The 20,382-nt window shown below is 62.0% G+C and carries 21 protein-coding genes and 1 pseudogene; 13 read left to right on the forward strand and 9 right to left on the reverse strand.

What is annotated here, in order from left to right:
- Positions 1–296 precede the first annotated feature (296 nt).
- From AC4FS3_RS13395 to pssA, 3 genes are read left to right on the forward strand one after another with little or no spacing between them, the layout of a single operon-like run.
- The gene (locus tag AC4FS3_RS13395; protein ID WP_491020994.1) at positions 297–1,157 is read left to right on the forward strand and encodes a DUF2189 domain-containing protein; all 861 of its coding nucleotides are present in this window, start codon (positions 297–299) and stop codon (positions 1,155–1,157) included.
- 48 nt (positions 1,158–1,205) lie between these two features.
- Entirely contained in the window at positions 1,206–1,958 is a 753-nt protein-coding gene (locus AC4FS3_RS13400) for a phosphatidylserine decarboxylase (RefSeq protein ID WP_491020995.1), read from the forward strand.
- On the forward strand, positions 1,959–2,786 hold the full coding sequence (gene pssA / locus AC4FS3_RS13405) for a CDP-diacylglycerol--serine O-phosphatidyltransferase (RefSeq protein WP_491020996.1): 828 nt from the start codon (positions 1,959–1,961) through the stop codon (positions 2,784–2,786).
- Between the two features lie 73 nt (positions 2,787–2,859).
- On the opposite strand, the gene AC4FS3_RS13410 is transcribed toward pssA, so the two are convergent.
- Positions 2,860–3,339, reverse strand: a complete 480-nt coding sequence (locus AC4FS3_RS13410; protein WP_283177757.1) for a VOC family protein — start codon at positions 3,337–3,339, stop codon at positions 2,860–2,862.
- A 154-nt stretch (positions 3,340–3,493) separates the two neighbouring features.
- Positions 3,494–5,359: a M3 family oligoendopeptidase gene (locus AC4FS3_RS13415; RefSeq protein WP_491020997.1), complete on the reverse strand. Its 1,866-nt coding sequence runs from the start codon at positions 5,357–5,359 to the stop codon at positions 3,494–3,496.
- 547 nt (positions 5,360–5,906) lie between these two features.
- Here AC4FS3_RS13415 and AC4FS3_RS13420 point away from each other — a divergent pair.
- The 6 genes from AC4FS3_RS13420 to AC4FS3_RS13445 all read left to right on the forward strand — a co-directional run bounded on the left by AC4FS3_RS13420 (position 5,907) and on the right by AC4FS3_RS13445 (position 11,151).
- Positions 5,907–7,322 (forward strand): circularly permuted type 2 ATP-grasp protein, encoded by a 1,416-nt coding sequence (locus AC4FS3_RS13420; protein ID WP_283177759.1) that lies wholly within the window; start codon positions 5,907–5,909, stop codon positions 7,320–7,322.
- 6 nt (positions 7,323–7,328) lie between these two features.
- Positions 7,329–8,279: an alpha-E domain-containing protein gene (locus AC4FS3_RS13425; RefSeq protein WP_491020998.1), complete on the forward strand. Its 951-nt coding sequence runs from the start codon at positions 7,329–7,331 to the stop codon at positions 8,277–8,279.
- Positions 8,279–9,106: a transglutaminase family protein gene (locus tag AC4FS3_RS13430; RefSeq protein WP_491020999.1), complete on the forward strand. Its 828-nt coding sequence runs from the start codon at positions 8,279–8,281 to the stop codon at positions 9,104–9,106. Before AC4FS3_RS13425 ends, AC4FS3_RS13430 begins: the two co-directional genes overlap by 1 nt.
- Before the next feature lie 34 nt (positions 9,107–9,140).
- Positions 9,141–9,863 carry a proteasome-type protease gene (locus tag AC4FS3_RS13435; protein WP_283177762.1) on the forward strand — a complete coding sequence of 241 codons (723 nt, stop codon included), beginning with the start codon at positions 9,141–9,143 and terminating at the stop codon, positions 9,861–9,863.
- A gap of 115 nt (positions 9,864–9,978) precedes the next feature.
- Positions 9,979–10,296, forward strand: a complete 318-nt coding sequence (locus AC4FS3_RS13440; RefSeq protein WP_491021000.1) for a hypothetical protein — start codon at positions 9,979–9,981, stop codon at positions 10,294–10,296.
- Positions 10,297–10,677: 381 nt separating this feature from the next.
- The gene (locus tag AC4FS3_RS13445; protein ID WP_283177764.1) at positions 10,678–11,151 is read left to right on the forward strand and encodes an MmcB family DNA repair protein; all 474 of its coding nucleotides are present in this window, start codon (positions 10,678–10,680) and stop codon (positions 11,149–11,151) included.
- Positions 11,152–11,222: 71 nt separating this feature from the next.
- Here AC4FS3_RS13445 and AC4FS3_RS13450 read toward each other — a convergent pair whose 3' ends face one another.
- On the reverse strand, positions 11,223–12,311 hold the full coding sequence (locus AC4FS3_RS13450; RefSeq protein WP_491021104.1) for a PA0069 family radical SAM protein: 1,089 nt from the start codon (positions 12,309–12,311) through the stop codon (positions 11,223–11,225).
- Between the two features lie 196 nt (positions 12,312–12,507).
- Here AC4FS3_RS13450 and AC4FS3_RS13455 point away from each other — a divergent pair, with 196 nt between their 5' ends.
- The 3 genes from AC4FS3_RS13455 to AC4FS3_RS13465 all read left to right on the forward strand — a co-directional run bounded on the left by AC4FS3_RS13455 (position 12,508) and on the right by AC4FS3_RS13465 (position 14,195).
- A complete protein-coding gene (locus AC4FS3_RS13455) occupies positions 12,508–13,206 on the forward strand; it encodes a corrinoid protein (protein ID WP_491021001.1) in 699 nt (232 codons plus the stop codon).
- 109 nt (positions 13,207–13,315) lie between these two features.
- Positions 13,316–13,471: a hypothetical protein gene (locus AC4FS3_RS13460; protein ID WP_283177765.1), complete on the forward strand. Its 156-nt coding sequence runs from the start codon at positions 13,316–13,318 to the stop codon at positions 13,469–13,471.
- A 76-nt stretch (positions 13,472–13,547) separates the two neighbouring features.
- Positions 13,548–14,195 carry a DUF1638 domain-containing protein gene (locus tag AC4FS3_RS13465; protein WP_491021002.1) on the forward strand — a complete coding sequence of 216 codons (648 nt, stop codon included), beginning with the start codon at positions 13,548–13,550 and terminating at the stop codon, positions 14,193–14,195.
- 415 nt (positions 14,196–14,610) lie between these two features.
- On the opposite strand, the pseudogene AC4FS3_RS13470 reads toward AC4FS3_RS13465, so the two are convergent.
- From AC4FS3_RS13470 to mepK, 6 genes and pseudogenes are all read right to left on the reverse strand, one after another.
- Positions 14,611–14,953 (reverse strand): annotated as a pseudogene (locus tag AC4FS3_RS13470) (transposase); the annotation flags it as partial.
- A 439-nt stretch (positions 14,954–15,392) separates the two neighbouring features.
- Positions 15,393–15,614: a ribbon-helix-helix domain-containing protein gene (locus tag AC4FS3_RS13475; protein WP_283177767.1), complete on the reverse strand. Its 222-nt coding sequence runs from the start codon at positions 15,612–15,614 to the stop codon at positions 15,393–15,395.
- A gap of 81 nt (positions 15,615–15,695) precedes the next feature.
- Entirely contained in the window at positions 15,696–15,926 is a 231-nt protein-coding gene (locus AC4FS3_RS13480; RefSeq protein WP_283177768.1) for an N-(5'-phosphoribosyl)anthranilate isomerase, read from the reverse strand.
- Positions 15,927–15,972: 46 nt separating this feature from the next.
- On the reverse strand, positions 15,973–16,194 hold the full coding sequence (locus AC4FS3_RS13485; RefSeq protein WP_283177769.1) for a DUF4169 family protein: 222 nt from the start codon (positions 16,192–16,194) through the stop codon (positions 15,973–15,975).
- Positions 16,194–17,600: a class II fumarate hydratase gene (gene fumC / locus AC4FS3_RS13490; protein WP_283177770.1), complete on the reverse strand. Its 1,407-nt coding sequence runs from the start codon at positions 17,598–17,600 to the stop codon at positions 16,194–16,196. The genes AC4FS3_RS13485 and fumC overlap by 1 nt, the downstream gene beginning before the upstream one ends.
- A 200-nt stretch (positions 17,601–17,800) precedes the next feature.
- Positions 17,801–18,370, reverse strand: coding sequence for a peptidoglycan L,D-endopeptidase MepK (mepK, locus tag AC4FS3_RS13495; protein WP_092897246.1), 570 nt, complete (start codon positions 18,368–18,370; stop codon positions 17,801–17,803).
- Positions 18,371–18,730: 360 nt separating this feature from the next.
- Here mepK and AC4FS3_RS13500 point away from each other — a divergent pair, with 360 nt between their 5' ends.
- Positions 18,731–20,362, forward strand: coding sequence for a L,D-transpeptidase family protein (locus AC4FS3_RS13500; protein ID WP_491021003.1), 1,632 nt, complete (start codon positions 18,731–18,733; stop codon positions 20,360–20,362).
- Positions 20,363–20,382 lie beyond the last annotated feature (20 nt).

Raw genomic sequence — 20,382 nt, forward strand, 5'->3', positions numbered from 1 at the left:
TCCCAGAACCCTCATATCAGCTGACTGGCGGCCTGGGGGGCGAAGATAACCAGGATTGCCAGTCGGGTCGGGTGAACCGCGCGGGACTGCGATGGCCCTGGCGCCACCCGGCGGTCGCGCCACGAAAAGCGCCCCCAGGGCCCAGCTGCTGGGCTACCCCGTGGCCGGGTCAGATCCGGTGGCTGCTTCCTGATTTCCGGGCCGACAGCAGGCCCGGAGAAATTCATCGGGAAAGTTACAACTTTGAGAAAGGCCGACCCGCGCCTTAGCCTTGCCAGGGCAAGAGGGAGGACGGAATGACAGCGATGAGCGAGACCGAAGCGCCGGCGGGGGCAAAGCGGCAGGGATCAAACCTGCCGGGGGGCAGGTTGCCGGGCACGAGGCCTGAGGTCCTGCGGCTTGATCCTGGCGACTTTCACTATGCGCTGAAAATGGGCTGGCAGGATTTTCGCCGCGCGCCGGGCTGGGGCCTGTTTTTCGCGCTGATCTATGTGCTTGGCGGCTGGCTGGTGGTCTGGGCACTGACCACCCAGGGGCAATTCTGGTGGACCCTGCCGGCAGCTGCGGGCTTTCCGATCCTTGGCCCCTTCATCGCCTGCGGGCTTTACGAGGTCAGCCGGCGCCTCAGTTCGGGTCGCGCATTGCAGGGCAGGGCGATCCTTGGCGTGATCTTCGTGCAAAAGGACGGTCAGATCCCGTCAATGGCGGCGATGATCGTCTGCTATTTCCTGTTCTGGAACTTTTTCGCCCATATGAGTTTCGCCTTGTTCATGGGCAATGTGACGATGACCAATGTCTCGCAATCGCTGGCTGTTTTCGCCACGCCGCCGGGAATCGCGCTGCTGGTTTTCGGCACACTGACCGGGGCGGCGATTGCGGCGCTGCTTTTCGCGCTGACGGTGGTGAGCCTGCCGATGCTGCTTGACCGCGATATCGACTATGTCACCGCGATGCTCACCAGCCTTGCGCTGGTGCGCGAAAACCCGGTCCTCATGCCGGCCTGGGGCGGGGCTATCGCGCTTATGCTGTTTCTCGCGATGCTGCCGGGGTTTCTGGGGCTTTTCATCATGCTGCCGGTCCTTGGCCATGCAAGCTGGCATCTTTACCGCCGCGCGATCGACTGGCCCGAAGATGAGGCGCGGATCACAGACCCGTGAAACAGGCTGTAATCGCCGCCAGGACGGCGCCCGCGCTTCGCGCCTGTGTTGCCGCCTGCGCCCGGAGCGGGTAGAGACGAGGCAGATACCCGGCAAGAGGACAGCCCCATGCGCATGATCGACACTTTCGTCAAGCCGATGCACCGTGAGGGGATCCCCTTCGTCGCGATCTTCGCGCTGATCACTCTGGTCCTCTTCTTCATCTGGGAGCCGCTGGGCTGGATCGGTGTCGGGCTTACGGTCTGGTGCTACTACTTCTTTCGCGATCCGAAACGTGCAGTGCCCGAGAATAAGGGCCTTCTCGTCAGCCCCGCCGATGGCGTGGTCTCGATGATCACCCCGGCAGTGCCGCCGGTTGAACTGGGGCTGGGGAATGAACCGCTGACCCGGGTTTCGGTCTTCATGTCGGTCTTCAACTGCCATGTGAACCGCGCGCCTATAGCAGGCAAGGTCACGGCGGTGGCTTACCGGCCGGGCAAATTCTTCAACGCCTCGCTCGACAAGGCCTCGGTGGATAATGAGCGCAATGCGCTGGCGATCCAGCTTGAGGATGGCCGCCATATTGCGGTGGTGCAGATCGCGGGCCTTGTGGCGCGGCGCATTGTCTGCTGGACGAAGCCGGGTGACAGCCTGCGCACCGGCGAGCGGTTCGGTCTGATCCGTTTCGGCTCGCGCCTTGATGTCTATCTGCCCGAAGGGGTGGAGCCGCAGGTGGCGCTTGGCCAGACCGCTGTGGCTGGTGAGACGGTGATCGCGCTGATCGGAACCGAGGCGCCTGCGCGCCATGCCCGGATTGAATGAATGGGCGGGCCCGACGACGAGATCCGGCCCCCGGCTGTGCCTGATGCCGGCAGCGATGCGGCAGTTGGCACCGCTGCGGAAGGTGGTCAGGAAGGTGGCCGGGATGTCAGGGGCGAGCGCAGCCTTCTTGTGCTGCGGCTTTTGCCGAACCTCGTCTCGATCCTCGGGCTTTGTGCCGGTCTGACCGCGATCCGCTTTGCGATCACCGGCAATGTCAATATCGCGGTCCTGCTGATCGCGCTGGCGGCGTTTCTGGACGGGCTGGACGGGCGTCTGGCGCGGATGCTGCGATCCGAGAGCGCGATCGGCGCAGAACTCGACAGCCTGTGCGATTTCGTGAATTTCGGTGTGGTGCCGGCGATGGTGCTGTGGATCTGGGGCCTGCGGGCCGAGGCCTCGATGGGCTGGATCGCGGTGCTGATCTATGCGGTCTGCTGTATGCTGCGCCTTGCGCGGTTCAATGTCGGCAATCGCGAAGAGGTGCCGACGGAAAAGACCGGTTTCATCGGGGTGCCGTCACCGGCAGGAGCCATGCTCGCACTGACACCGATCTATATCGCGCATGTGACCGGCTACCGGCTGCATGAGGCGGTGATCACCTTCTGGATGGTGGCGGTCGGCGCGCTGATGATCTCGCGCCTGCCGACACCAAGCCTGAAACGGGTGCGCATCCCGGCATCGGCCGCGCCCTATGCGCTGGTGGCTGCGGTGGCGGCGGTCGCCCTGGTGATCACCTACCCCTGGGTGACGCTTTTGCTGTTCTCGGTGGGCTATGCCACGTCACTGGCCTGGCACGCGCTGCGCCATCTGCGGCACCGCGAGGGCTGAACGCAGGGAATCATACCCGGCGCCGCCCCTGGCAGCAGTTCGCTGTGATCAGTCCTGCATCAGTCCTGCGTGATCACCCCCTTCGGGCTGCATCAATTGCCGCGACATCGATCTTCTGCATGGTCATCATCGCCGCAAAGGCGCGCGCGGCTTCTGCGCCGCCTGCGGCCATCGCCTCGGTCAATGTGCGCGGCGTGATCTGCCAGGACACGCCCCAGCGGTCCTTGCACCAGCCGCATTCGCTTTCCTGGCCGCCATTTCCGACAATCGCTGTCCAGTACCGGTCGGTCTCTTCCTGATCCTCGGTCGCGATCTGGAATGAGAAGGCCTCATCCTGGCGGAAAACCGGTCCGCCATTCAGCCCGATACAGGGGATCCCGGCGACGGTGAACTGAACCGTCAGCACGTCGCCCTTTTTCCCCGAAGGGTAATCCGCGGGCGCGTGGTGAACGGCCTCGACCCGGCTGTCGGGGAAGACCGAGGCGTAGAAATTTGCCGCCGCCTCTGCGTCTTTGTCGAACCACAGACAGATGGTGTTTTTTGCAATCGACATTGGATTTTCCTCCCTCAGCGCATAACGCCGTGCGCCGGGCAGGGTTCCCGGGGGGCAGGGGAAACCCGCTGGACGCCTCTGGCCGGAGCACGGCGGAGGCAGCGGGGACATCGATATGAAAACCCCCGGAGCCTTTCGGTCCGGGGGCTTTTTCTTATTCCATCGCTTCCAGCTCGTCGATAAAGCCTGCGATCATCGAAAGGCCCTTGTCCCAGAATTTCGGGTCCGAGGCATCAAGGCCGAACGGTGCCAGCAGCTCTTTGTGATGTTTCGAGCCGCCCGCTTTCAGCATGTCGAAATACTTGTCCTGGAATCCCGGCAGCCCGTCGGCGTAAACGGCATAAAGCGCGTTCACGAGGCCGTCGCCAAAGGCATAGGCGTAGACATAGAAGGGTGAGTGGATGAAATGCGGGATATAGGCCCAGAAGGTCTGATAGCCATCCATGAAGTCAAACACCGGACCAAGGCTCTCGGCCTGGACCGACATCCAGAGCGCGTTGATATCGTCCGGCGTCAGCTCGCCCTCCTGGCGGGCGGCGTGCAGTTTGCATTCGAAATCGTAGAACGCGATCTGGCGCACGACCGTGTTGATCATGTCTTCAACCTTGCCCGCCAGCAACACCTTGCGCTCGGCCGGGGTTTTGGCCTCGTCCAGAAGCTTGCGGAAGGTCAGCATCTCGCCGAAGACCGATGCCGTCTCCGCCAGCGTCAGCGGGGTCGAGGACAGAAGCTCCCCCTGGCCCGCCGCCAGCACCTGGTGGACGCCATGCCCCAGCTCATGCGCCAGCGTCATCACATCGCGCGGTTTGCCCAGATAGTTCAGCATCACATAAGGATGGACGGTGGTCACGGTCGGATGGGCAAATGCCCCGGGCGCCTTGCCGGGCTTCACCCCGGCATCAATCCAGCCTTTGGTGAAGAACGGTTTTGCCAGATCGGCCATGCGCGGGTCAAAGGCGCCATAGGCCTCGGTCACCTGGCGCTCGGCCGTTGCCCAGTCGATGGTCTTCGGGGCCTCGACCGGCAGCGGCGCATTGCGGTCCCAGACCTCAAGCCGGTCCAGCCCCATCCATTTCGCTTTCAGCGCATAATAGCGGTGCGAAAGCTTTGGATAGGCGGCGACAACGGCGTTCCTCAGCGCCTCGACCACTTCGGGTTCGACATGGTTCGACAGGTGCCGGCCGGTCTGCGGCGTCGGCATCTTGCGCCAGCGATCCTCGATTTCCTTTTCCTTGGCAAGCGTATTGGTGATGCGCGCAAAAAGCTTGACGTTTTTGTCAAACACCACCGCCAGTGCCCGCGCCGCGGCCTCGCGTTTCACGCGGTCGGTATCGGTCAGAAGGTTCAGCGTTGCCTCGAGATTCAGCTCCTCCTCTTCGCCCGCAACCGTGAACATCAGCCCGGCAGTGGTCTCGTCAAAGAGCTTGTTCCAGGCCGAGGCGCCAACCACCGACTGGTCATGGAGGAATTTCTCCATCTCATCGGAAAGCTGATGCGGGCGCATGGCGCGCATCCGCTCGAAGACCGGCCTGTAGCGGGCGAGATCGGCATTGGCGGCCAGCAGGGCGCCAAGATGAGCATCTTCCAGCCGGTTGAATTCAAGGCTGAAGAACACAAGCGCCGTGGTCGCCACCGTCACCGCATCCTGGGCGTCGGACATGAATTTGGCGCGTTCGGAATCCATGGTGTTCTGGTAGTAGCGCAGCCCCGCATAGGACATCAGCCGCCCGGCAGTGACGTCAATCGCCTCGTATTCGCGCACGCATTGCAAAAGCGCCGCCGCATCAAGCGAGGCGAGCCTGCCCTCATAGGTCGTCGCAAAATCGGCGCAGGCTTTGGTCAGCCATTCCATATCGCGATCAAATTCCGGCGCGTCCGGCGCAGGGTAGAGATCGGTCAGATCCCATTCCGGAAGATCACCAAAGCCCTTGCCAGACCCAGTGGCACCGGAATTTGCATCCAATACAGGGCGGAAGAGGCTGCCGGTCTGAAGGCTGCGGGTCGGAAGGCTGCGGATCATCGGAACTACCTGTGCTGTTTTGCCCCCGACGGGGCCTTGCCTTCCATCTAGGCGCGAGGGGGGGCGGGCTGCAAGGGCAAGGGGCGATCTGTCGCCTGTCCTGCTGGCTGAAGCGGGGGAGGAAGGGCGAAACTTGCTGGGCCGGTGATCGCGCGGATTCTATTGCGACTGGGGGAGTTCAGCCGGCCTGGAGCCCCTCCGCCGCGCGTCAGGGGCTGGCGCGGCGTCTTCGCATTGATCTGGAAGGCAACCTGCCTTTCTGCCGGCTTCATGGATATCCTGCTGGTCCGCGCCTTTGGACCGGTGCCGGGTTTCTTGCCTGGTTCCTGATCACCTTTGTTGCCCCCCTGGCACATGTCTGCCTCGATCAGGGCGAGGATAGACGGGAACCGCCGCTGGGCTGGGGCGTTTGCGACAGCAATGCCCTTTTTTTGAGCGGTTGCATCTGTTGCAGTCAGTCATTCGTGCAGTTTTGACCCGGTCAGGCCTTTACGATGCGGAAACGGCGCGCTTGACTGAAAGGGCCATTAAGCGAGTGGAGCCAGATATGGGCGTATTCTTCGACGAGATGAACGGATCCGGCGGGGGCACCCGCGCCCCCTATGCGAGGCTCGAAGAATGGCTGGCGACCATGCCGAAAGAACTCCGGAGCCTGAAACAGGCCGAGGCGGAGGCGCTGTTTCGCCGCATCGGCATCACTTTCGCGGTCTATGGTGAGGGCGGCGACCCGGACCGGCTGATCCCTTTCGACATGTTTCCGCGCGTGTTTTCCGGCGCCGAATGGGCCAGGCTGGATCGTGGCGTGAAACAACGCGCAAAAGCGCTGAACATGTTTCTGGTCGATGTTTACGGGCGGGGCGAGATCATCCGCGCGGGCCGGGTGCCGGCAAACCTCGTCTATCAGAATGCCGCCTATGAGAAGGCTGCCGTGGGCTTTGTGCCGCCCAAAGGCGTCTATTCCCATATCGTCGGCATCGATCTTGTGCGCACCGGGCCGGAAGAGTTTTTCGTGCTGGAAGACAATTGCCGCACGCCCTCGGGCGTCTCCTATATGCTGGAAAACCGCGAGATCATGATGCGGATGTTCCCGGGTCTTTTCCGCGAAAACCGAATCGAGCCGATTGATTCCTATGCGGAAATCCTGCGCCGGACGCTGGCCTCGGTGGCGCCTGCGAAATGCCAGGGTGACCCCAAGGTGGTGATCCTGACGCCGGGGCATTTCAACTCGGCCTATTATGAACATTCCTTCCTGGCCGATCTGATGGGGGTCGAACTGGTCGAGGGCCAGGACCTCTTTGTTGATGGCGAATTCGTCTATGCCCGCACGACCGAAGGCCCGAAACGCGTCGATGTGATCTATCGCCGGATCGATGATGCCTTCCTCGATCCGCTGTGTTTCCGCCCGGATTCGATGCTGGGCGTGCCGGGTCTGATGGATGTCTATCGCGCGGGTGGGGTGTCGATCTGTTCGGCGCCGGGGGCAGGGGTCGCCGATGACAAGGCGATCTATACCTATGTGCCCGAGATGATCCGCTTTTATCTGGGCGAAGAGCCTATCCTGAACAATGTTCCCACCTGGAAATGCGCAGAGCGCGACGATCTGAAATATGTGCTCGACAACCTTTCCGAGCTGGTCGTGAAGGAGGTGCATGGCTCGGGCGGCTATGGGATGCTGGTTGGTCCAACGGCCAGCAAGGCCGAGATCAAGGCCTTCCGCGCCCAGTTGATCGCCAATCCGTCAAATTACATCGCACAGCCGACGCTGGCACTGTCAACCGTGCCGACCTTTGTCGACGAGGGCGTGGCCCCGCGCCATGTCGATCTGCGCCCCTATTGCCTTGTCGGAGAGCGGATTGAACTGGTGAAGGGCGGGCTGACGCGGGTGGCTCTGCGCGAGGGCAGTCTCGTGGTGAACTCGTCGCAGGGTGGCGGCGTCAAGGACACCTGGGTATTGGCGGAGTAACCGGACATGCTTTCAAGAACCGCCAATAACCTTTACTGGATCGCACGTTACATGGAGCGCGCCGATACGGTCGCGCGGCTGCTGGATGTGGGCAGCCGCATCTCGCTGATCCCGTCGGAACATGGTTATCGCAGTGAATGGGACAGCCTGTTGCAGGCCAGCGGCATGGCCGAGGGCTTCACCGCCAAATATGGCGACCCGGTGCAGCGCAATCTGGAATCCTGGCTGTTTTTCGACCGTGACAACCCGTCCTCCGTCGCCAGCTGCCTGACGGCTGCGCGGGAAAACGCCCGCATCGTGCGCACCGCCATGACCGCCCAGGTCTGGGATGCGCTGAACATGGCCTTTCAGGAATTGCGCCAGCTTGAACGGCTGGAACGCTCGACCCTCGACCAGTCCACGCTGACCGATTGGGTCACGCGGCAATCGGCGCTGGTGAGGGGCGCGATCGACGCCAATCTTCTGCGCGATGACGGTTATAACTTCTTGAATCTGGGATATTATCTGGAACGCGCCGACAATACCGCCCGGCTTCTGGACGTGAAATATTACGTGCTGCTGCCGCGACTGGATTTCGTGGGATCGGGGCTCGACAATTACCAGTGGTCGACACTTTTGCGCGCGATGGGCGCGCAGCGTGCCTTTCACTGGGCTTATGGGGGCGAGATCACCGCCGGCAAGATCGCCGATTTCCTGATCCTGAACCGGCAAAGCCCGCGCGCGCTGATCACCTGTATTGCGGGCGCTGACAATCACCTCGCGCGGCTGGCGAAATGCTACCGCAAAGACGGTGCGGCGCAGGAGCGGGTGCGCGTCATGCTGTCAGACCTGGAGAGCGAGACGATTGATCGCATCTTCGATGAAGGCCTGCACGAATACCTCTCGCGGTTCATCGGATCCGTGGCAGATCTTGGGTCTGTCATCCATGAGGTCTATCTGGGCGGAGAAATCAGCTGATGCGCCTGAGCGTCGATCACATCACCCGATATAGCTATGAACGCCCGGTCAGGGGCCTTGTGCAAAGCCACCGGCTGACGCCTTCGGTGTTTCAGGGCCAGAGGGTGATCTCATGGGAGATCTCTGTCAAAGGCGGCGATGCGGCGGCGGTCAGAGGGGCCGAGTTCACCGATGGCGCCGGCGACCGCATCCAGGGCTGGAGCATCGCCGGGCCGCTGACGGACCTGTCAGTGACCGTGCGCGGACTGGTAGAGACCTCTGACACTGCCGGTATGCTGAAAGGCTACCGCGAGATGATCAACCCCTGCGCTTATAAGCGCGAGACCGCGATGACCGCCGCTTCGGCGGCGCTCTCGGATCTGGCAGAAGGCGTATCGGATGCCGGGGGGCCGCTTGCTCTGGCGCATGGCTTATCGGCTGCGGTGACCGGGGCCATCGCCTACCATCCTGGTGTGACTGATGCCCATACCTCGGCATCAGAAGCGCTCGCCCTGGGCGAGGGGGTCTGTCAGGACCATGCCCATGCGCTGATCGCGCTGGCGCGGCTGCGTGACCTGCCGGCGCGCTATGTGTCGGGCTATCTTTTCGCCGACGCATCGGGCGCCGCGCATGAGGCCGCCCATGCCTGGGCCGAGATCCATGTGCCGGGTCTTGGCTGGATCGGCTTTGACCCCGCGAATGCCTGCTGCCCGGATGAACGCTACATACGCCTTGCCTCTGGCTTTGACGCCCGCGATGCTGCCCCCATCCGCGGCGTGGCGCGCGGCGGCCAGTCAGGCGATGAAGCGATGGATGTCACGGTTGCGATCCTTTCTTCTGATCAGTAGTGTCCTGCGGGTGAATAAATTTTTCCGGTGAGAAATGACCTACTGTGTCGGCCTTCTGCTCAACCAGGGTATGGTATGCCTGTCCGATACCCGCACGAATGCGGGGCTCGACAATATTTCCACCTATCGCAAGATGTTCACCTTTGAGGTGCCGGGCGAGCGGGTGATCGTGATCATGACGGCGGGATCGCTTTCCGTTACTCAGACCACCATCGCGCGGCTGCATGAGGCGATGGATGACGAGATCGCAACGCCGGAAACCTCGATCACCCTGGCGCCGACCATGCTGAAAGTGGCGCAGCTGGTGGGGAATACGCTGGCTGCAGTGCGGCGTGAGATCGACGAGAAACTCTCGATGAGCCAGGGCGCCTCGGCCTCGATGATCGTCGCGGGGCAAAGGAAGGGCGGCGGTATGCGCATGTTCCTGATCTATCCCGAGGGGAATTTCATCGAAGCCACCGATGACACGCCCTTCCTCCAGATCGGCGAACATAAATACGGCAAACCGATCCTGGACCGGGTGGTCCGGCCGGAAACCGGGTTGCAGGACGCACAGAAGGCGGTGTTGCTGTCGATGGATTCAACCCTGCGCTCGAACCTTTCGGTGGGAATGCCGCTCGATCTGGCAGTGATCGAAAAAGACGCGCTGCAAGTCACGTCGCGGCGCCGGATCGAAGCCGGGGATGAAGGCTTCCGCGCCATGAGCGAGGCCTGGTCCAATGCGCTGCGCGACGGCTTTACCCGGATCGCGGTCTGACCTGTTCGGGTGACGTAGCGGCAAGCTGTCACGCTTTTGCGCAATTACTGTATCCGGGTCTTCACATAGACGCTGCAGGTGCATAGCTTTCTGGAAACTGCAGGAGAAACGACTCATGCCGAAGCTCGTCCGCCTCTATATTCAATCCGTCGCCATCGGGTTTGGATTGTCCGCAGGGTTCGTCGCCGCCATGCTCTGGACCAATGTCGCGGCCGTAGGTGCGCTGATTGGCGGGGCAGGCACGATGGGTTGGGTGGCTGTCGCGATGCTGGTGATGTTTTTCGGCGTTCTCTTTTCGGGCGTGCAATTTGCAATCCGCGTCATGATGCTGGCCGAACAGGATGACACGCCGCGCGGCGGCCTGCGTCAGCAGATGATCCCAATCCGGATCGAGGCGCGGGCTGAACAGCAAAAGCGCCAGCCGCGCCGCTGATCCGTCAGCCATCAGCTTAAGAAGCCCGCCGCGTCACCGCTGGCGGGCTTTTCTTTGGCTGAGGCGTGCCAGCTGGGGCGGGAAGAGGTGGCGGGCCCGCAGCGGCCGTGGGTGGTCTCGATATCCCGAGAGCCAGAGGTCTCAGGTGGGAACCAGGTATCCGGACCAGGATCCGGGCAGAGCCAGCCCCCATTCATATGCTTATCGGCCACTGGGTTATGGACCCCTCACGCGAAGAGCAGCACCCGCCGCTTTCATATCTAGGGCTGCGGGGGCAGTAGTGCAAGTCCGCCGCTGGCCCGGTTCGGGTATTGCTTGCGGCAGGCCGGAAGACTGGACAAATGTTTACTGTTTGTTCATGTTGGAGCGATGGACAACCTGATGCATCGCCTGACCCTGGCTGAAATCCCCGAAGTCGCCCCTGATCTCTTGCCCCTGCAGGCGGGTCAGCGCATCGCGCGCGGGGTTGCGCGGCTTTTGTGCAGCCACGGATTTGCACCGGTTGCGGAAATGCCGCTGGCTGGCAAGCTGCGCGCGGATGTGATGGCGATCGGGCCAAAGGGCGAGGTCTGGATCGTCGAATGCAAATCCTGCCGCGCGGATTTTCGGGCGGATCGCAAATGGCAGGGCTATACCGCCTGGTGCGACCGTTTTTTCTGGGCGGTCGGACCTGATTTCCCGCAAGAGATCCTGCCCGAAAACGACGGCCTGATCCTCGCTGACGCGTTCGGGGGCGAGATCATCCGCATGTCTGATGAGACACCGCTGGCGCCCGCCCGGCGCAAAGTGGTCAGCCGCGATTTTGCCCGTTATGCCGCCTTGCGCCTGCTCGCCTTGCGCGACCCGCTGCCCTGAGGCGCAAGGCAAATTTCTTAAAAGAAATTTGTCCGGTTTCTGTGCAGAAACCGGTCTTCTGGCCCGCCGGATCAGAACAGGCCGAGCTGGTCGCCTCTGGCAAAGGGCACCCGGAAAAGATCACAGCGCAGCGCCGGCTGCGGCGCGTCCAGGCCCAGTTTTGCCGCCGCGCGGCGGAAGCGGTCGGCAATCAGCCGCGACCAGAGGCCTTCGCCCTTCATCCTTTTGCCGAATGTGGCGTCATAATCTTTGCCGCCATGCATCTCGCGCACCCTGTTCAGCACCTTGGTCGCGCGCCCGGGCTCGGCCCGTTCCAGCCAGTCGCGAAACAGCCCCGCCACCTCCTGCGTCAGCCGGAGCGAGATCCAGCTGGCGCTGGTCGCGCCGGCCTCCTTTGCGGCGTCCAGCAGTGGCTCGATCTCATGATCGGTCAGGCCAGGGATGACCGGCGCCAGCATCAGCCGCACCGGGATGCCGGCCTCCCTCAGCCGCCGGATGATCTGTAATCTGCGGGCAGGCGCCGGCGCGCGGGGCTCCATCTTGCGCGCAAGCGACTGATCCAGCGTGGTAATCGAGATGCCCACCCGGACGAGACCCTCCGCCGCCATCGGGGCGAGAAGGTCGATATCGCGCTCGATCAGCGTGCCGCGGGTGGTGATCGCCAGAGGGTGGCGAAAGGCCGACAGCACCTCGACCACCTCACGTGTCACCCGGTACTGCGCCTCGCCCGGCTGCCAGGGATCGGTATTGGTGCCAAGCGCGATCGGCGCGACCTTGTAGCTTCTGGCGCGAAGTTCACGGTCCAGCACCTGGCCGATCCCCGGTTTCGCGACGAGCTTTGTCTCGAAATCCAGCCCCGGCGAAAGGTTGAGATAGGCATGGGTCGGCCGCGCGAAACAATAGACGCAGCCATGTTCGCACCCGCGCCAGGGATTGACCGAGCGGTCAAAGGGCAGGTCGGGCGAGGCATTGCGGCTGATCGCCGATTTCGGCACTTCGCGGCTGATTTCCGTCTGCACCAGCGCGTCATCTTCGACCATATCCCAGCCGTCGGACAGCGCCTCGCGCTGATGCGGCTCATAACGGCCGGCCTCGTTGAGACCGGCACCACGTGCCCTGACGCGTTGCCCCGGCAAAAGACCGGGCAGCGGTGTGGTCACAGGGCTGGAAGGGCGGGGCGCTGGCACGGTGGGATTCCCTGAAAATTCTGGAACAAAAATAGAACATGTACGGGTGAAGAAAAGGGGGAAACGTGCGGAAGTCGGCTTTCTCTTCGCTAGTGTCGCAAACATCTGAGTGGAAGTGTCGTTTTCAGCCCATTGAGAGAGGAACGAACTCTCTCCGCTGGAGCGCCCCATGGCCGATGACGACGAAATCATCCTCTCGGAACTTCCCGATGACGAGCTGGTCCTGCAGATGCATGACGACCTCTATGACGGGCTGAAGGACGAGATCGAAGAGGGGACGCGCATCCTGTTGGACCGCGGCTGGACGCCTTATGACGTGCTCACCCGGGCGCTGGTGGCCGGCATGAAGATCGTCGGCGATGATTTTCGTGACGGCATCCTGTTTGTGCCTGAAGTGCTTTTGTCCGCGAATGCGATGAAGTCGGGGATGACCATCCTCAAGCCACTGCTGGCGGAAACCGGCGCGCCGCGCATGGGCAAGATGGTGATCGGCACCGTCAAAGGTGACATCCACGACATCGGCAAGAACCTTGTCGCGATGATGATGGAAGGCGCCGGCTTCGAGGTTGTGGATCTGGGCATCAACAACTCAGTGGAAAAATATCTCGAGGCGCTTGGTACGGAAACGCCTGATATCCTTGGGATGTCGGCGCTTCTGACCACCACCATGCCCTATATGAAGGTGGTGATTGACACGCTGAAGGAAAAAGGCATGCGCGAGGACTACATCGTGCTCGTGGGGGGGGCGCCGCTGAATGAGGAATTCGGCAGGGCGATCGGTGCGGATGCCTATTGCCGCGACGCAGCAGTGGCGGTCGAGACCGCGAAACAGCTGGTCGCGCGGCGGCACAATCAGCTGAGCGCCTGAGACTTCCCCGAACATTAACAGGCTCCGGCGCAATCCGGAGCCTGATTTGCTTTCGGGCTTGCGCAGGCCCGTCTGCGACCCCAGATTTAGCAGGTGGAGGGTTGTGAAAATGCCATTGACGTCCTTTCTCGGGCTGATTGCCCTGGTGATCCTTGCTGCTGGTCTGACGCTTTCGCTGGCGCTGAGCCTTGGTGTGCCGTTGCCGGCGATTGCCCTGGTGGCGATGCTCGGGAGCCTCGCCCTTGGCATGAAGCGGTGGCACTGAAACCCGGTGACGGTCGGAGCCTGACGCTCAGGCCGGCCATATCGTGTCCGGTGATCCTGAAAATCGGAGGCCTGTGATGGAAAGGCCGAACCTGCCTTCAGAAGAGGTTGTCGTCCCAGGCGGGGTGGCGAGCCAGGGCGAGGGGCGGATCCTGTTGATCGCCTGCGGCGCGCTGGCGCGCGAGATCCTTGATCTGAAACGCGCCAATGGCTGGACCCATCTCGATCTGCAATGTCTGCCCGCCAATCTGCATCTCTGGCCCGATAAGATCACCGCGGCGGTCGAAGCTGCGGTCCTTGCCTCGCGGGACAGCTATTCCCGGATTTTCGTGGTTTATGCTGATTGCGGCACGGGCGGCCAGCTCGCCGCGCGCTGTGCCGAGCTGGGCGTCGAGATGGTGGCAGGCCCGCATTGCTATTCGTTTTTCGAGGGCAATGAGAGTTTTGCGGCGCGGTCGGAGGAAGAGTTTACCGCCTTTTATCTCACCGATTTTCTCGTGCGGCAATTTGATGCTTTCGTGTGGAAGCCGATGGGGCTCGACCGGCATCCGGAGCTGCGCGATATGATCTTCGGGAATTATGAAAAGCTGGTCTACCAGGCCCAGACCGATGACCCGGCGCTGGATGCGAAGGCGCAGGATTGTGCAGCGCGGCTGGGCCTGGTCTATGAGCGTCGATTTACCGGATATGGCGATCTGGCGGGGGCGCTTGCCCGGCTGGGGTGAGGCGCGGTGGAGGCGGCGAGCTGGGACAACGCGTCGCCGAGTACGTCTCGCGCGCCATGAACCGGGGGGCATCGATGCGGCCGGTTTCGATCAGCCGCGCAAGGGACCGGCAGCGCAAGGAAGGCGTGCCGCAGTGAGTTATTGGTCGTGGCCTCGATCCTTAGCGCGCCGACACTGACATGGGCGCCGCCGCCCAGAGCAATGATGTTTTTGGCTGCGGTGCTGCTGGTGGCGTTGAACCGGGCCTTGGCTCCAGGGGACAGTCTTGAACAGCCCCGGGCCTCCTGGACGCCGTCGTGTCTCATCTTCTGCTGCCGTTCGAACCCGCCTGGCGACAGCTTCCCGTTCTTCGCATGCTTCCGTTTGCATAACATCCCGATGTAATCGAACACGTCCTGCCTGGCGGCTCTCTGGTCTGGTTTCGGTTCTTAGGGAACATGCCCGGGAGCCGGACAGCGTCGTCGATCCCGATGCCCAGGGACCAGTGAAATAGCTGGTTGCAATCCATTTGCTCCATGAGCTGAGACCCGGACCGTGTTGGGCAGAGGATCTGCAGCAGTCTGACCCGGATCAGTCGGTCCGGCGTGACTGCGGGGCGACCCTCGCTTCCACAGAGCCGGCCGAACTCGGCATCCAGCCGAGCGCAGCGCATCGTTGACGACGGCCCGGCTCTTGCGCTGCGGTTGCCGTGGCGGGATGCGCTCCTCGGGGTCGACGTCGCTGAACAGAGATCCCGTCGTTTTGTCCGATCCGCGCATAGCCACCCTATTCTTGCCCTGAGGGACCTCAGTTGCCAGCGTAGTCTTACGCGTCGTTGTCAAACGGCCTGATGCTGTCGTCGATGGACATACTCATCGCCACTTTCTCCCTTGTAGCATGAGCAGGAGGCCAAAGGTTCGATACGCCAGCGGCTTTCCGGACAAGAACCCACAGGCGAGGATGAAGGGCGCGAAGACCCGATCCCCGGCTTTCCAGTGTGCCAGCGGGCCGCTTCGATGACCTCGCGGCAATATTCATGGCCGGGCATGTCGTCTGGCCTGACATTCGGGTGTTCGCTCCCCCAGCCATGCGGGTCTGAGCGGCAGAAGCCGCAGGTCAGCAACTTCCGTACAACACCCTCCTCGTCGCAGGCAGGATCGGGAAAGGATTCAATCGAAAGCGAAGCCCGGAATTCGCGGATAACGCGCGACAGGCATGTCAGGTCCAGGGCTTCTGGAAATGCTGCAGACAATAGACGCGGATCGCCGAGGCGAGACCTTCCTCCGGGCGCCGTGTTTCGTCGATTTCAGACGCCAGGGCGTTGACAGAGCAGGGCCTGGCATATGCAATTTCCAGGAAAGCCTGCCAGAATTCCGGCTCCAGCGTGACACTGGTGCGGTGGCCGCGCAGCGTGAGTGAGTGTTTTTCCGGACCAGCCATGTCTAAGGCTAGCAAGCGCCGGGCAGGGGCGCCAGCCGGAGTTTTGCGAAACTCCGGCACGATTTCTGGACAGAAATCGTTTCAGACGATGCGGCGGAGCGGTTCGCTGTTGCAAAAGATCACGAATTGCCCGGCGTTTTCCACCACCGGGAAGCCACGTCTTTTCATTTCCGACAGGAACCAGGCGCGCCCGGCAAAGCGTTCAATATCGCGGACCTTGCGGCGGATCACGCCGCCGCTGCGGGCGGCCTGGGATGAAAAGAGATGCAGGGTCCAGGTCTCTCGGCTCAGATGATCTGAGGAATCGATCATGGTGTACCTCCTGCCGGAGGCTGCACTGATCCGGGTTAAACGGGGGTTAATCCTGATCGGGATCTGATCCGGCTGCCGGATCCGCCTGGGGATTTGGATCTCGCCGGTGCTGATCGAGTTCGCGGGTGGATTTCTCCCCCCGCGCCAGTTCAGCCGCGCGCTCTGACAGGCTGCGACCGAATTTCGCGGCATTGGTGTCAGCCTGCGCCCGCTTTTCGCGGCGCGCCCGATCCTTACGGACGCGGTTCAGGTTGACGAGGTCTGCCATCAGTCTTTCGGACCGATCATATCTTCCGGACGCACGATGCGGTCGAAAGTCTCGCCATCGACAAAGCCCAGTGCAATCGCCTCTTCGCGCAGGGTCGTGCCGTTCTTATGCGCGGTCTTGGCCACTTTCGTTGCATTGTCATAGCCGATGGTGGGCGCCAGCGCCGTCACCAGCATCAGCGATTCCTTCATCAGCTTTTCGATCCGGGGAATATTCGCCTGGGTCCCGACCACCATGTTATCGGTGAAGGAGCTTGCCGCGTCGCCCAGAAGCTGGATCGACTGCAGCACATTATAGCTCATCATCGGGTTATAGACGTTGAGCTCGAAATGGCCCTGGCTGCCGGCAAAGGTCACCGCCGCGTCATTGCCCATGACATGGGCGCAGACCATGGTCAGCGCCTCGGCCTGGGTCGGGTTGACCTTGCCCGGCATGATCGAGGATCCCGGCTCATTCTCCGGCAGAATAAGCTCGCCCAGCCCCGAACGCGGGCCTGAACCCAGCAGCCGCAGATCGCTTGCGATCTTGTAAAGCGACGCCGCCACCGTTTTCAGCGCGCCCGAGAAGAAGACCATGGCGTCATGGGCAGCCAGCGCCTCGAATTTGTTCGGGGCGGTGACGAAGGGCAGGGAGGTGATCTTCGCGATTTCGGCGGCCACAGCGACATCATAGCCCTTGCGGGTGTTCAGCCCGGTGCCGACAGCGGTGCCGCCCTGGGCCAGTTCGTAGATATGCGGCAGGGCAAGGTTGACGCGCTCGATCCCGCGATCCACCTGGGTCGCATAGCCCGAGAATTCCTGCCCCAGGGTCAGCGGCGTTGCATCCTGGGTATGGGTGCGGCCGATCTTAATGATGTCTTTGAACTCAGCCGATTTTGCCCAGAGCGCTTTGGCGAGCTTCTCGAGCCCTGGCAAGAGCACATCGCGCGTATGCATCCCGATCGCGACATGCATCGCGGTCGGGAAAGTGTCATTTGACGACTGGCCCATATTCACATGGTCATTCGGGTGAACCGGCTTTTTCGAGCCCAACACGCCGCCGAGGATCTCGATCGCGCGGTTCGAGATCACCTCATTCGCGTTCATATTCGACTGGGTGCCCGATCCTGTCTGCCAGACCACCAGCGGGAAATTGTCGTCGAACCTTCCGTCGATCACTTCCTGCGCGGCTTGCGCGATGGCGCCGACCAGATCGGCGGACAGATCGCCCTGGGCCGCATTGACCGTCGCCGCCGCCTTCTTGATCACGCCGAGGGCGCGGATGATCGGCACCGGCTGCTTTTCCCAGCCAATCGGGAAATTGATGATCGAGCGCTGCGTCTGGGCGCCCCAGTATTTATCCGCGGGGACGTCCAGCGGGCCAAAGCTGTCGGTCTCGGTACGGGTCTCAGTTCGGGTCGCAGCCATGCGTGCCTCCTGCAAGTTCTCGGGGATTGCTGTAGCGCAGCATGGCAGCGGAAATCAATCGGTATGCCATTGTATGCGAAGTTGGTTCGCGGTCGGACCCCAGAACCGAAAAGGCACCCGCGCGGGGTGCCTTGTTCAAAGCGGTGTCGAAACCGGGTCGTCTGAAAACCGGACTTGATCTCTGGTCTCAGAGGTTTTTCTCAGGCGCCCCAGCTGCGGACCGCGCCGCAATCCATATGGACAAAGTCCGAGCGCGAATAGCGACCGACACCGCCAGCTGCACAGGCCGCAGCCGCACGTGCCATCTGGTTCACCGAGCGTGACTTCAGCCGCAGATCGGCAGCCTGACCTACGAGATGCAGCGAGTTCTTGGCCACCCCGCCCGATTGCGAGCGCAGCATCGCATTGGTCTTTGCGCTGCGAAAGCCAGAGAGCAGCATGTAAGATTCGCTCACATCCATCAGCCGATGTGCCGCAGCCATGATATCGACATTGCGCGGATCCATCTGCTTGACGTCGCCCGTGCGCCAGTCGCGCATGAAGTGATTGATTTCCTTCAACACTTCCGGAATGTATTTGCCTTCGATCCAGTAGATCGTATCGATGCTTTCGCCTGTACGGCCCGAATACATCCGGATGCGGCGGATATCGCCTGCACCTTTCAGCACGCCAAAAGCATTGGAATAAGTTGGCGCGGCAACCACAGCCGTAGCCGCGAACACGCCCAACAGCCCGCGACGCGAGATAAGGTTCGATGTGTTTTCAGTCATAGCCTGTCCCGTAGATTAGTCTTGTCGACTGCCTGAGCGGCAGCTTCTCCTGCACGTTCACCTTCGGCTGGCGCATTTGCCTGCGCCCTTCCGGATGCATGGTCTGTATGGCACATCATGATTCGAAGCCCAAGCAAAGATTGCCTTTGGTTCCCCACTCAACCGCCGATAAGCAAAAAATCGCTGAATTCCTGACTGGTGGTCAGCGTGGCCCTGCTGCAACTATGATCGAAAAACCGGCCCGGGCCTGTCGGGGGAGCGCAATATGGTGCCCGATGGACAGGATTGTGAATGGACATGGTGTCCAAATCACTGAATCTAGCTGAAGCCGAAGCTTTTCGCATGTTTACGAGGTTGCAGATGCCGATTTCCCTCCCCGGTCCTGGTCTGAAAACGGGGGTGCGAGGCCTTCTTTCTTCGGTGGCGCTTGGGTTTGTGCTGGCTGTCGGGCTCGTTTCGGCAGGGCAGTCAGTTGCAGCAAAGTCCACGGCATTTTCACAATCTCTCGCTGTTGCTGCGGCGGAAGATGAAGAGGTCGCGGCCTGGTATCGCGACACCTCCTATGACACGCTCTGGACCGGGCCTGAGGATGCGGCCCGCCGCCAGGCGCTGATCGCCGCGCTTGAGACCGCCGGGGATCACGGGTTGCCGGTCGCGCGCTATGATCTGGCCGGGATCCGCGCCGCGCTGGCCTCGGCCAGGACCGAGGGAGATCTGGGCCGGCTTGAAGTCAAGATGACACGCGCCTGGCTTGACTGGGCCCGGGATGTCAGTTCGGGCGCGCTGGATCCGGCCAAAATCGATTCCACCATCGTGCGCGAGATCACCCGGCCCGATTCCTATGCATTGCTGCGTGCGATTGCGACGCGCGACCCTGCCACGGTGGCGCGTCGGCTGCTGCCCGATTCCGACGCCTATGTGCAGCTGATGAAGACGCGTTTTGACCTTGAGGAGCTGAGCGCTTCGGGAGGCTGGGGGCCGCAGGTGCCCGCCGGCGCGCTGGAGCCGGGTGCGACCGGCGAGCGTGTGGTGATCCTGCGCGACCGGCTGATCGCCATGGGCTGGCTCTCGCCCACACCGACTGCGGTTTATGACCGCATGGTGCAAAATGCGGTGATGAATTTCCAGCGGGCGCATGGTCTGCCCGCTGATGGCGTGGCCGGGGGCGATACCCTGGCCGAGATCAACAAAGAGCCCGAAGACCGCATGAAATCCGTGCTTGTCGCGATGGAACGCGAGCGGTGGATGGATATCGACCGCGCGGGGCGGATGATCTGGGTCAACCTGACGGATTTCTCGGCCGAGATCATTGATGACGGGCGGGTGACCTTCCGCACGCGTTCGGTGATCGGGCGCGAGGAGATGGACCGCCGCACGCCGGAATTCTCGGATATGATGGATCATATGGTGGTGAACCCGTCCTGGGGGGTGCCGCGCTCGATCATCGTGGGGGAATATCTGCCGCTTTTGCGCTCGAACCCGAATGCGGTCAGCCATATGCAGATCGTGGACAGGAATGGCCGCGTCGTGCCGCGTGGATCGGTGAATTTCGCGGGCTATACCGCGCGCAGCTTCCCCTTTGGCATGCGCCAGCCGCCGGGCGACAATAATGCGCTTGGCAAGGTCAAGTTCATGTTCCCGAATAAGTACAACATCTATCTGCATGATACGCCTGCAAAATCTCTGTTTGCCCATGATAAGCGGGCTTATAGCCATGGCTGTATCCGGCTCGCCGATCCTTTTGATTTTGCCCATGCCCTGTTCCGCAACCAGGCGCCGGAAATCGAAAGCGAGTTTAACCAGACTCTCAAGGGTGGTCGGGAAACGCCTGTAAAGCTTGAGAAAAAAGTGCCGATCCATCTGGTCTATTTCACGGCCTATCCGCAGGGGCATGGCGTGATGGGCTATAGGAGTGACGTTTACGGCCGCGACGCCAAGCTCTGGTCGGCGCTCAGCGCCGAAGGGGTGGTCGCGCGGACGGTTTCGCAGTAACTGTCGCTTCGGGTTCCGGA

The sequence above is a fragment of the Pseudogemmobacter sp. TB195 genome, from assembly GCF_058313095.1.

Coding starts and splice junctions, on each gene's coding strand:
- AC4FS3_RS13425 (WP_491020998.1), top strand. CDS start 7,329: ATGCTTTCAAGAACCGCCAATAACCTTTACTGGATCGCACGTTACATG.
- AC4FS3_RS13485 (WP_283177769.1), bottom strand. CDS start 16,194: ATGGCAGACCTCGTCAACCTGAACCGCGTCCGTAAGGATCGGGCGCGC.
- AC4FS3_RS13440 (WP_491021000.1), top strand. CDS start 9,979: ATGCCGAAGCTCGTCCGCCTCTATATTCAATCCGTCGCCATCGGGTTT.
- pssA (WP_491020996.1), top strand. CDS start 1,959: ATGGGCGGGCCCGACGACGAGATCCGGCCCCCGGCTGTGCCTGATGCC.
- AC4FS3_RS13480 (WP_283177768.1), bottom strand. CDS start 15,926: ATGATCGATTCCTCAGATCATCTGAGCCGAGAGACCTGGACCCTGCAT.
- AC4FS3_RS13500 (WP_491021003.1), top strand. CDS start 18,731: ATGCCGATTTCCCTCCCCGGTCCTGGTCTGAAAACGGGGGTGCGAGGC.
- AC4FS3_RS13465 (WP_491021002.1), top strand. CDS start 13,548: ATGGAAAGGCCGAACCTGCCTTCAGAAGAGGTTGTCGTCCCAGGCGGG.
- AC4FS3_RS13455 (WP_491021001.1), top strand. CDS start 12,508: ATGGCCGATGACGACGAAATCATCCTCTCGGAACTTCCCGATGACGAG.
- AC4FS3_RS13415 (WP_491020997.1), bottom strand. CDS start 5,359: ATGATCCGCAGCCTTCCGACCCGCAGCCTTCAGACCGGCAGCCTCTTC.
- AC4FS3_RS13410 (WP_283177757.1), bottom strand. CDS start 3,339: ATGTCGATTGCAAAAAACACCATCTGTCTGTGGTTCGACAAAGACGCA.
- AC4FS3_RS13460 (WP_283177765.1), top strand. CDS start 13,316: ATGCCATTGACGTCCTTTCTCGGGCTGATTGCCCTGGTGATCCTTGCT.
- AC4FS3_RS13475 (WP_283177767.1), bottom strand. CDS start 15,614: ATGGCTGGTCCGGAAAAACACTCACTCACGCTGCGCGGCCACCGCACC.
- AC4FS3_RS13435 (WP_283177762.1), top strand. CDS start 9,141: ATGACCTACTGTGTCGGCCTTCTGCTCAACCAGGGTATGGTATGCCTG.
- mepK (WP_092897246.1), bottom strand. CDS start 18,370: ATGACTGAAAACACATCGAACCTTATCTCGCGTCGCGGGCTGTTGGGC.
- AC4FS3_RS13445 (WP_283177764.1), top strand. CDS start 10,678: ATGCATCGCCTGACCCTGGCTGAAATCCCCGAAGTCGCCCCTGATCTC.
- AC4FS3_RS13395 (WP_491020994.1), top strand. CDS start 297: ATGACAGCGATGAGCGAGACCGAAGCGCCGGCGGGGGCAAAGCGGCAG.
- AC4FS3_RS13420 (WP_283177759.1), top strand. CDS start 5,907: ATGGGCGTATTCTTCGACGAGATGAACGGATCCGGCGGGGGCACCCGC.
- AC4FS3_RS13430 (WP_491020999.1), top strand. CDS start 8,279: ATGCGCCTGAGCGTCGATCACATCACCCGATATAGCTATGAACGCCCG.
- fumC (WP_283177770.1), bottom strand. CDS start 17,600: ATGGCTGCGACCCGAACTGAGACCCGTACCGAGACCGACAGCTTTGGC.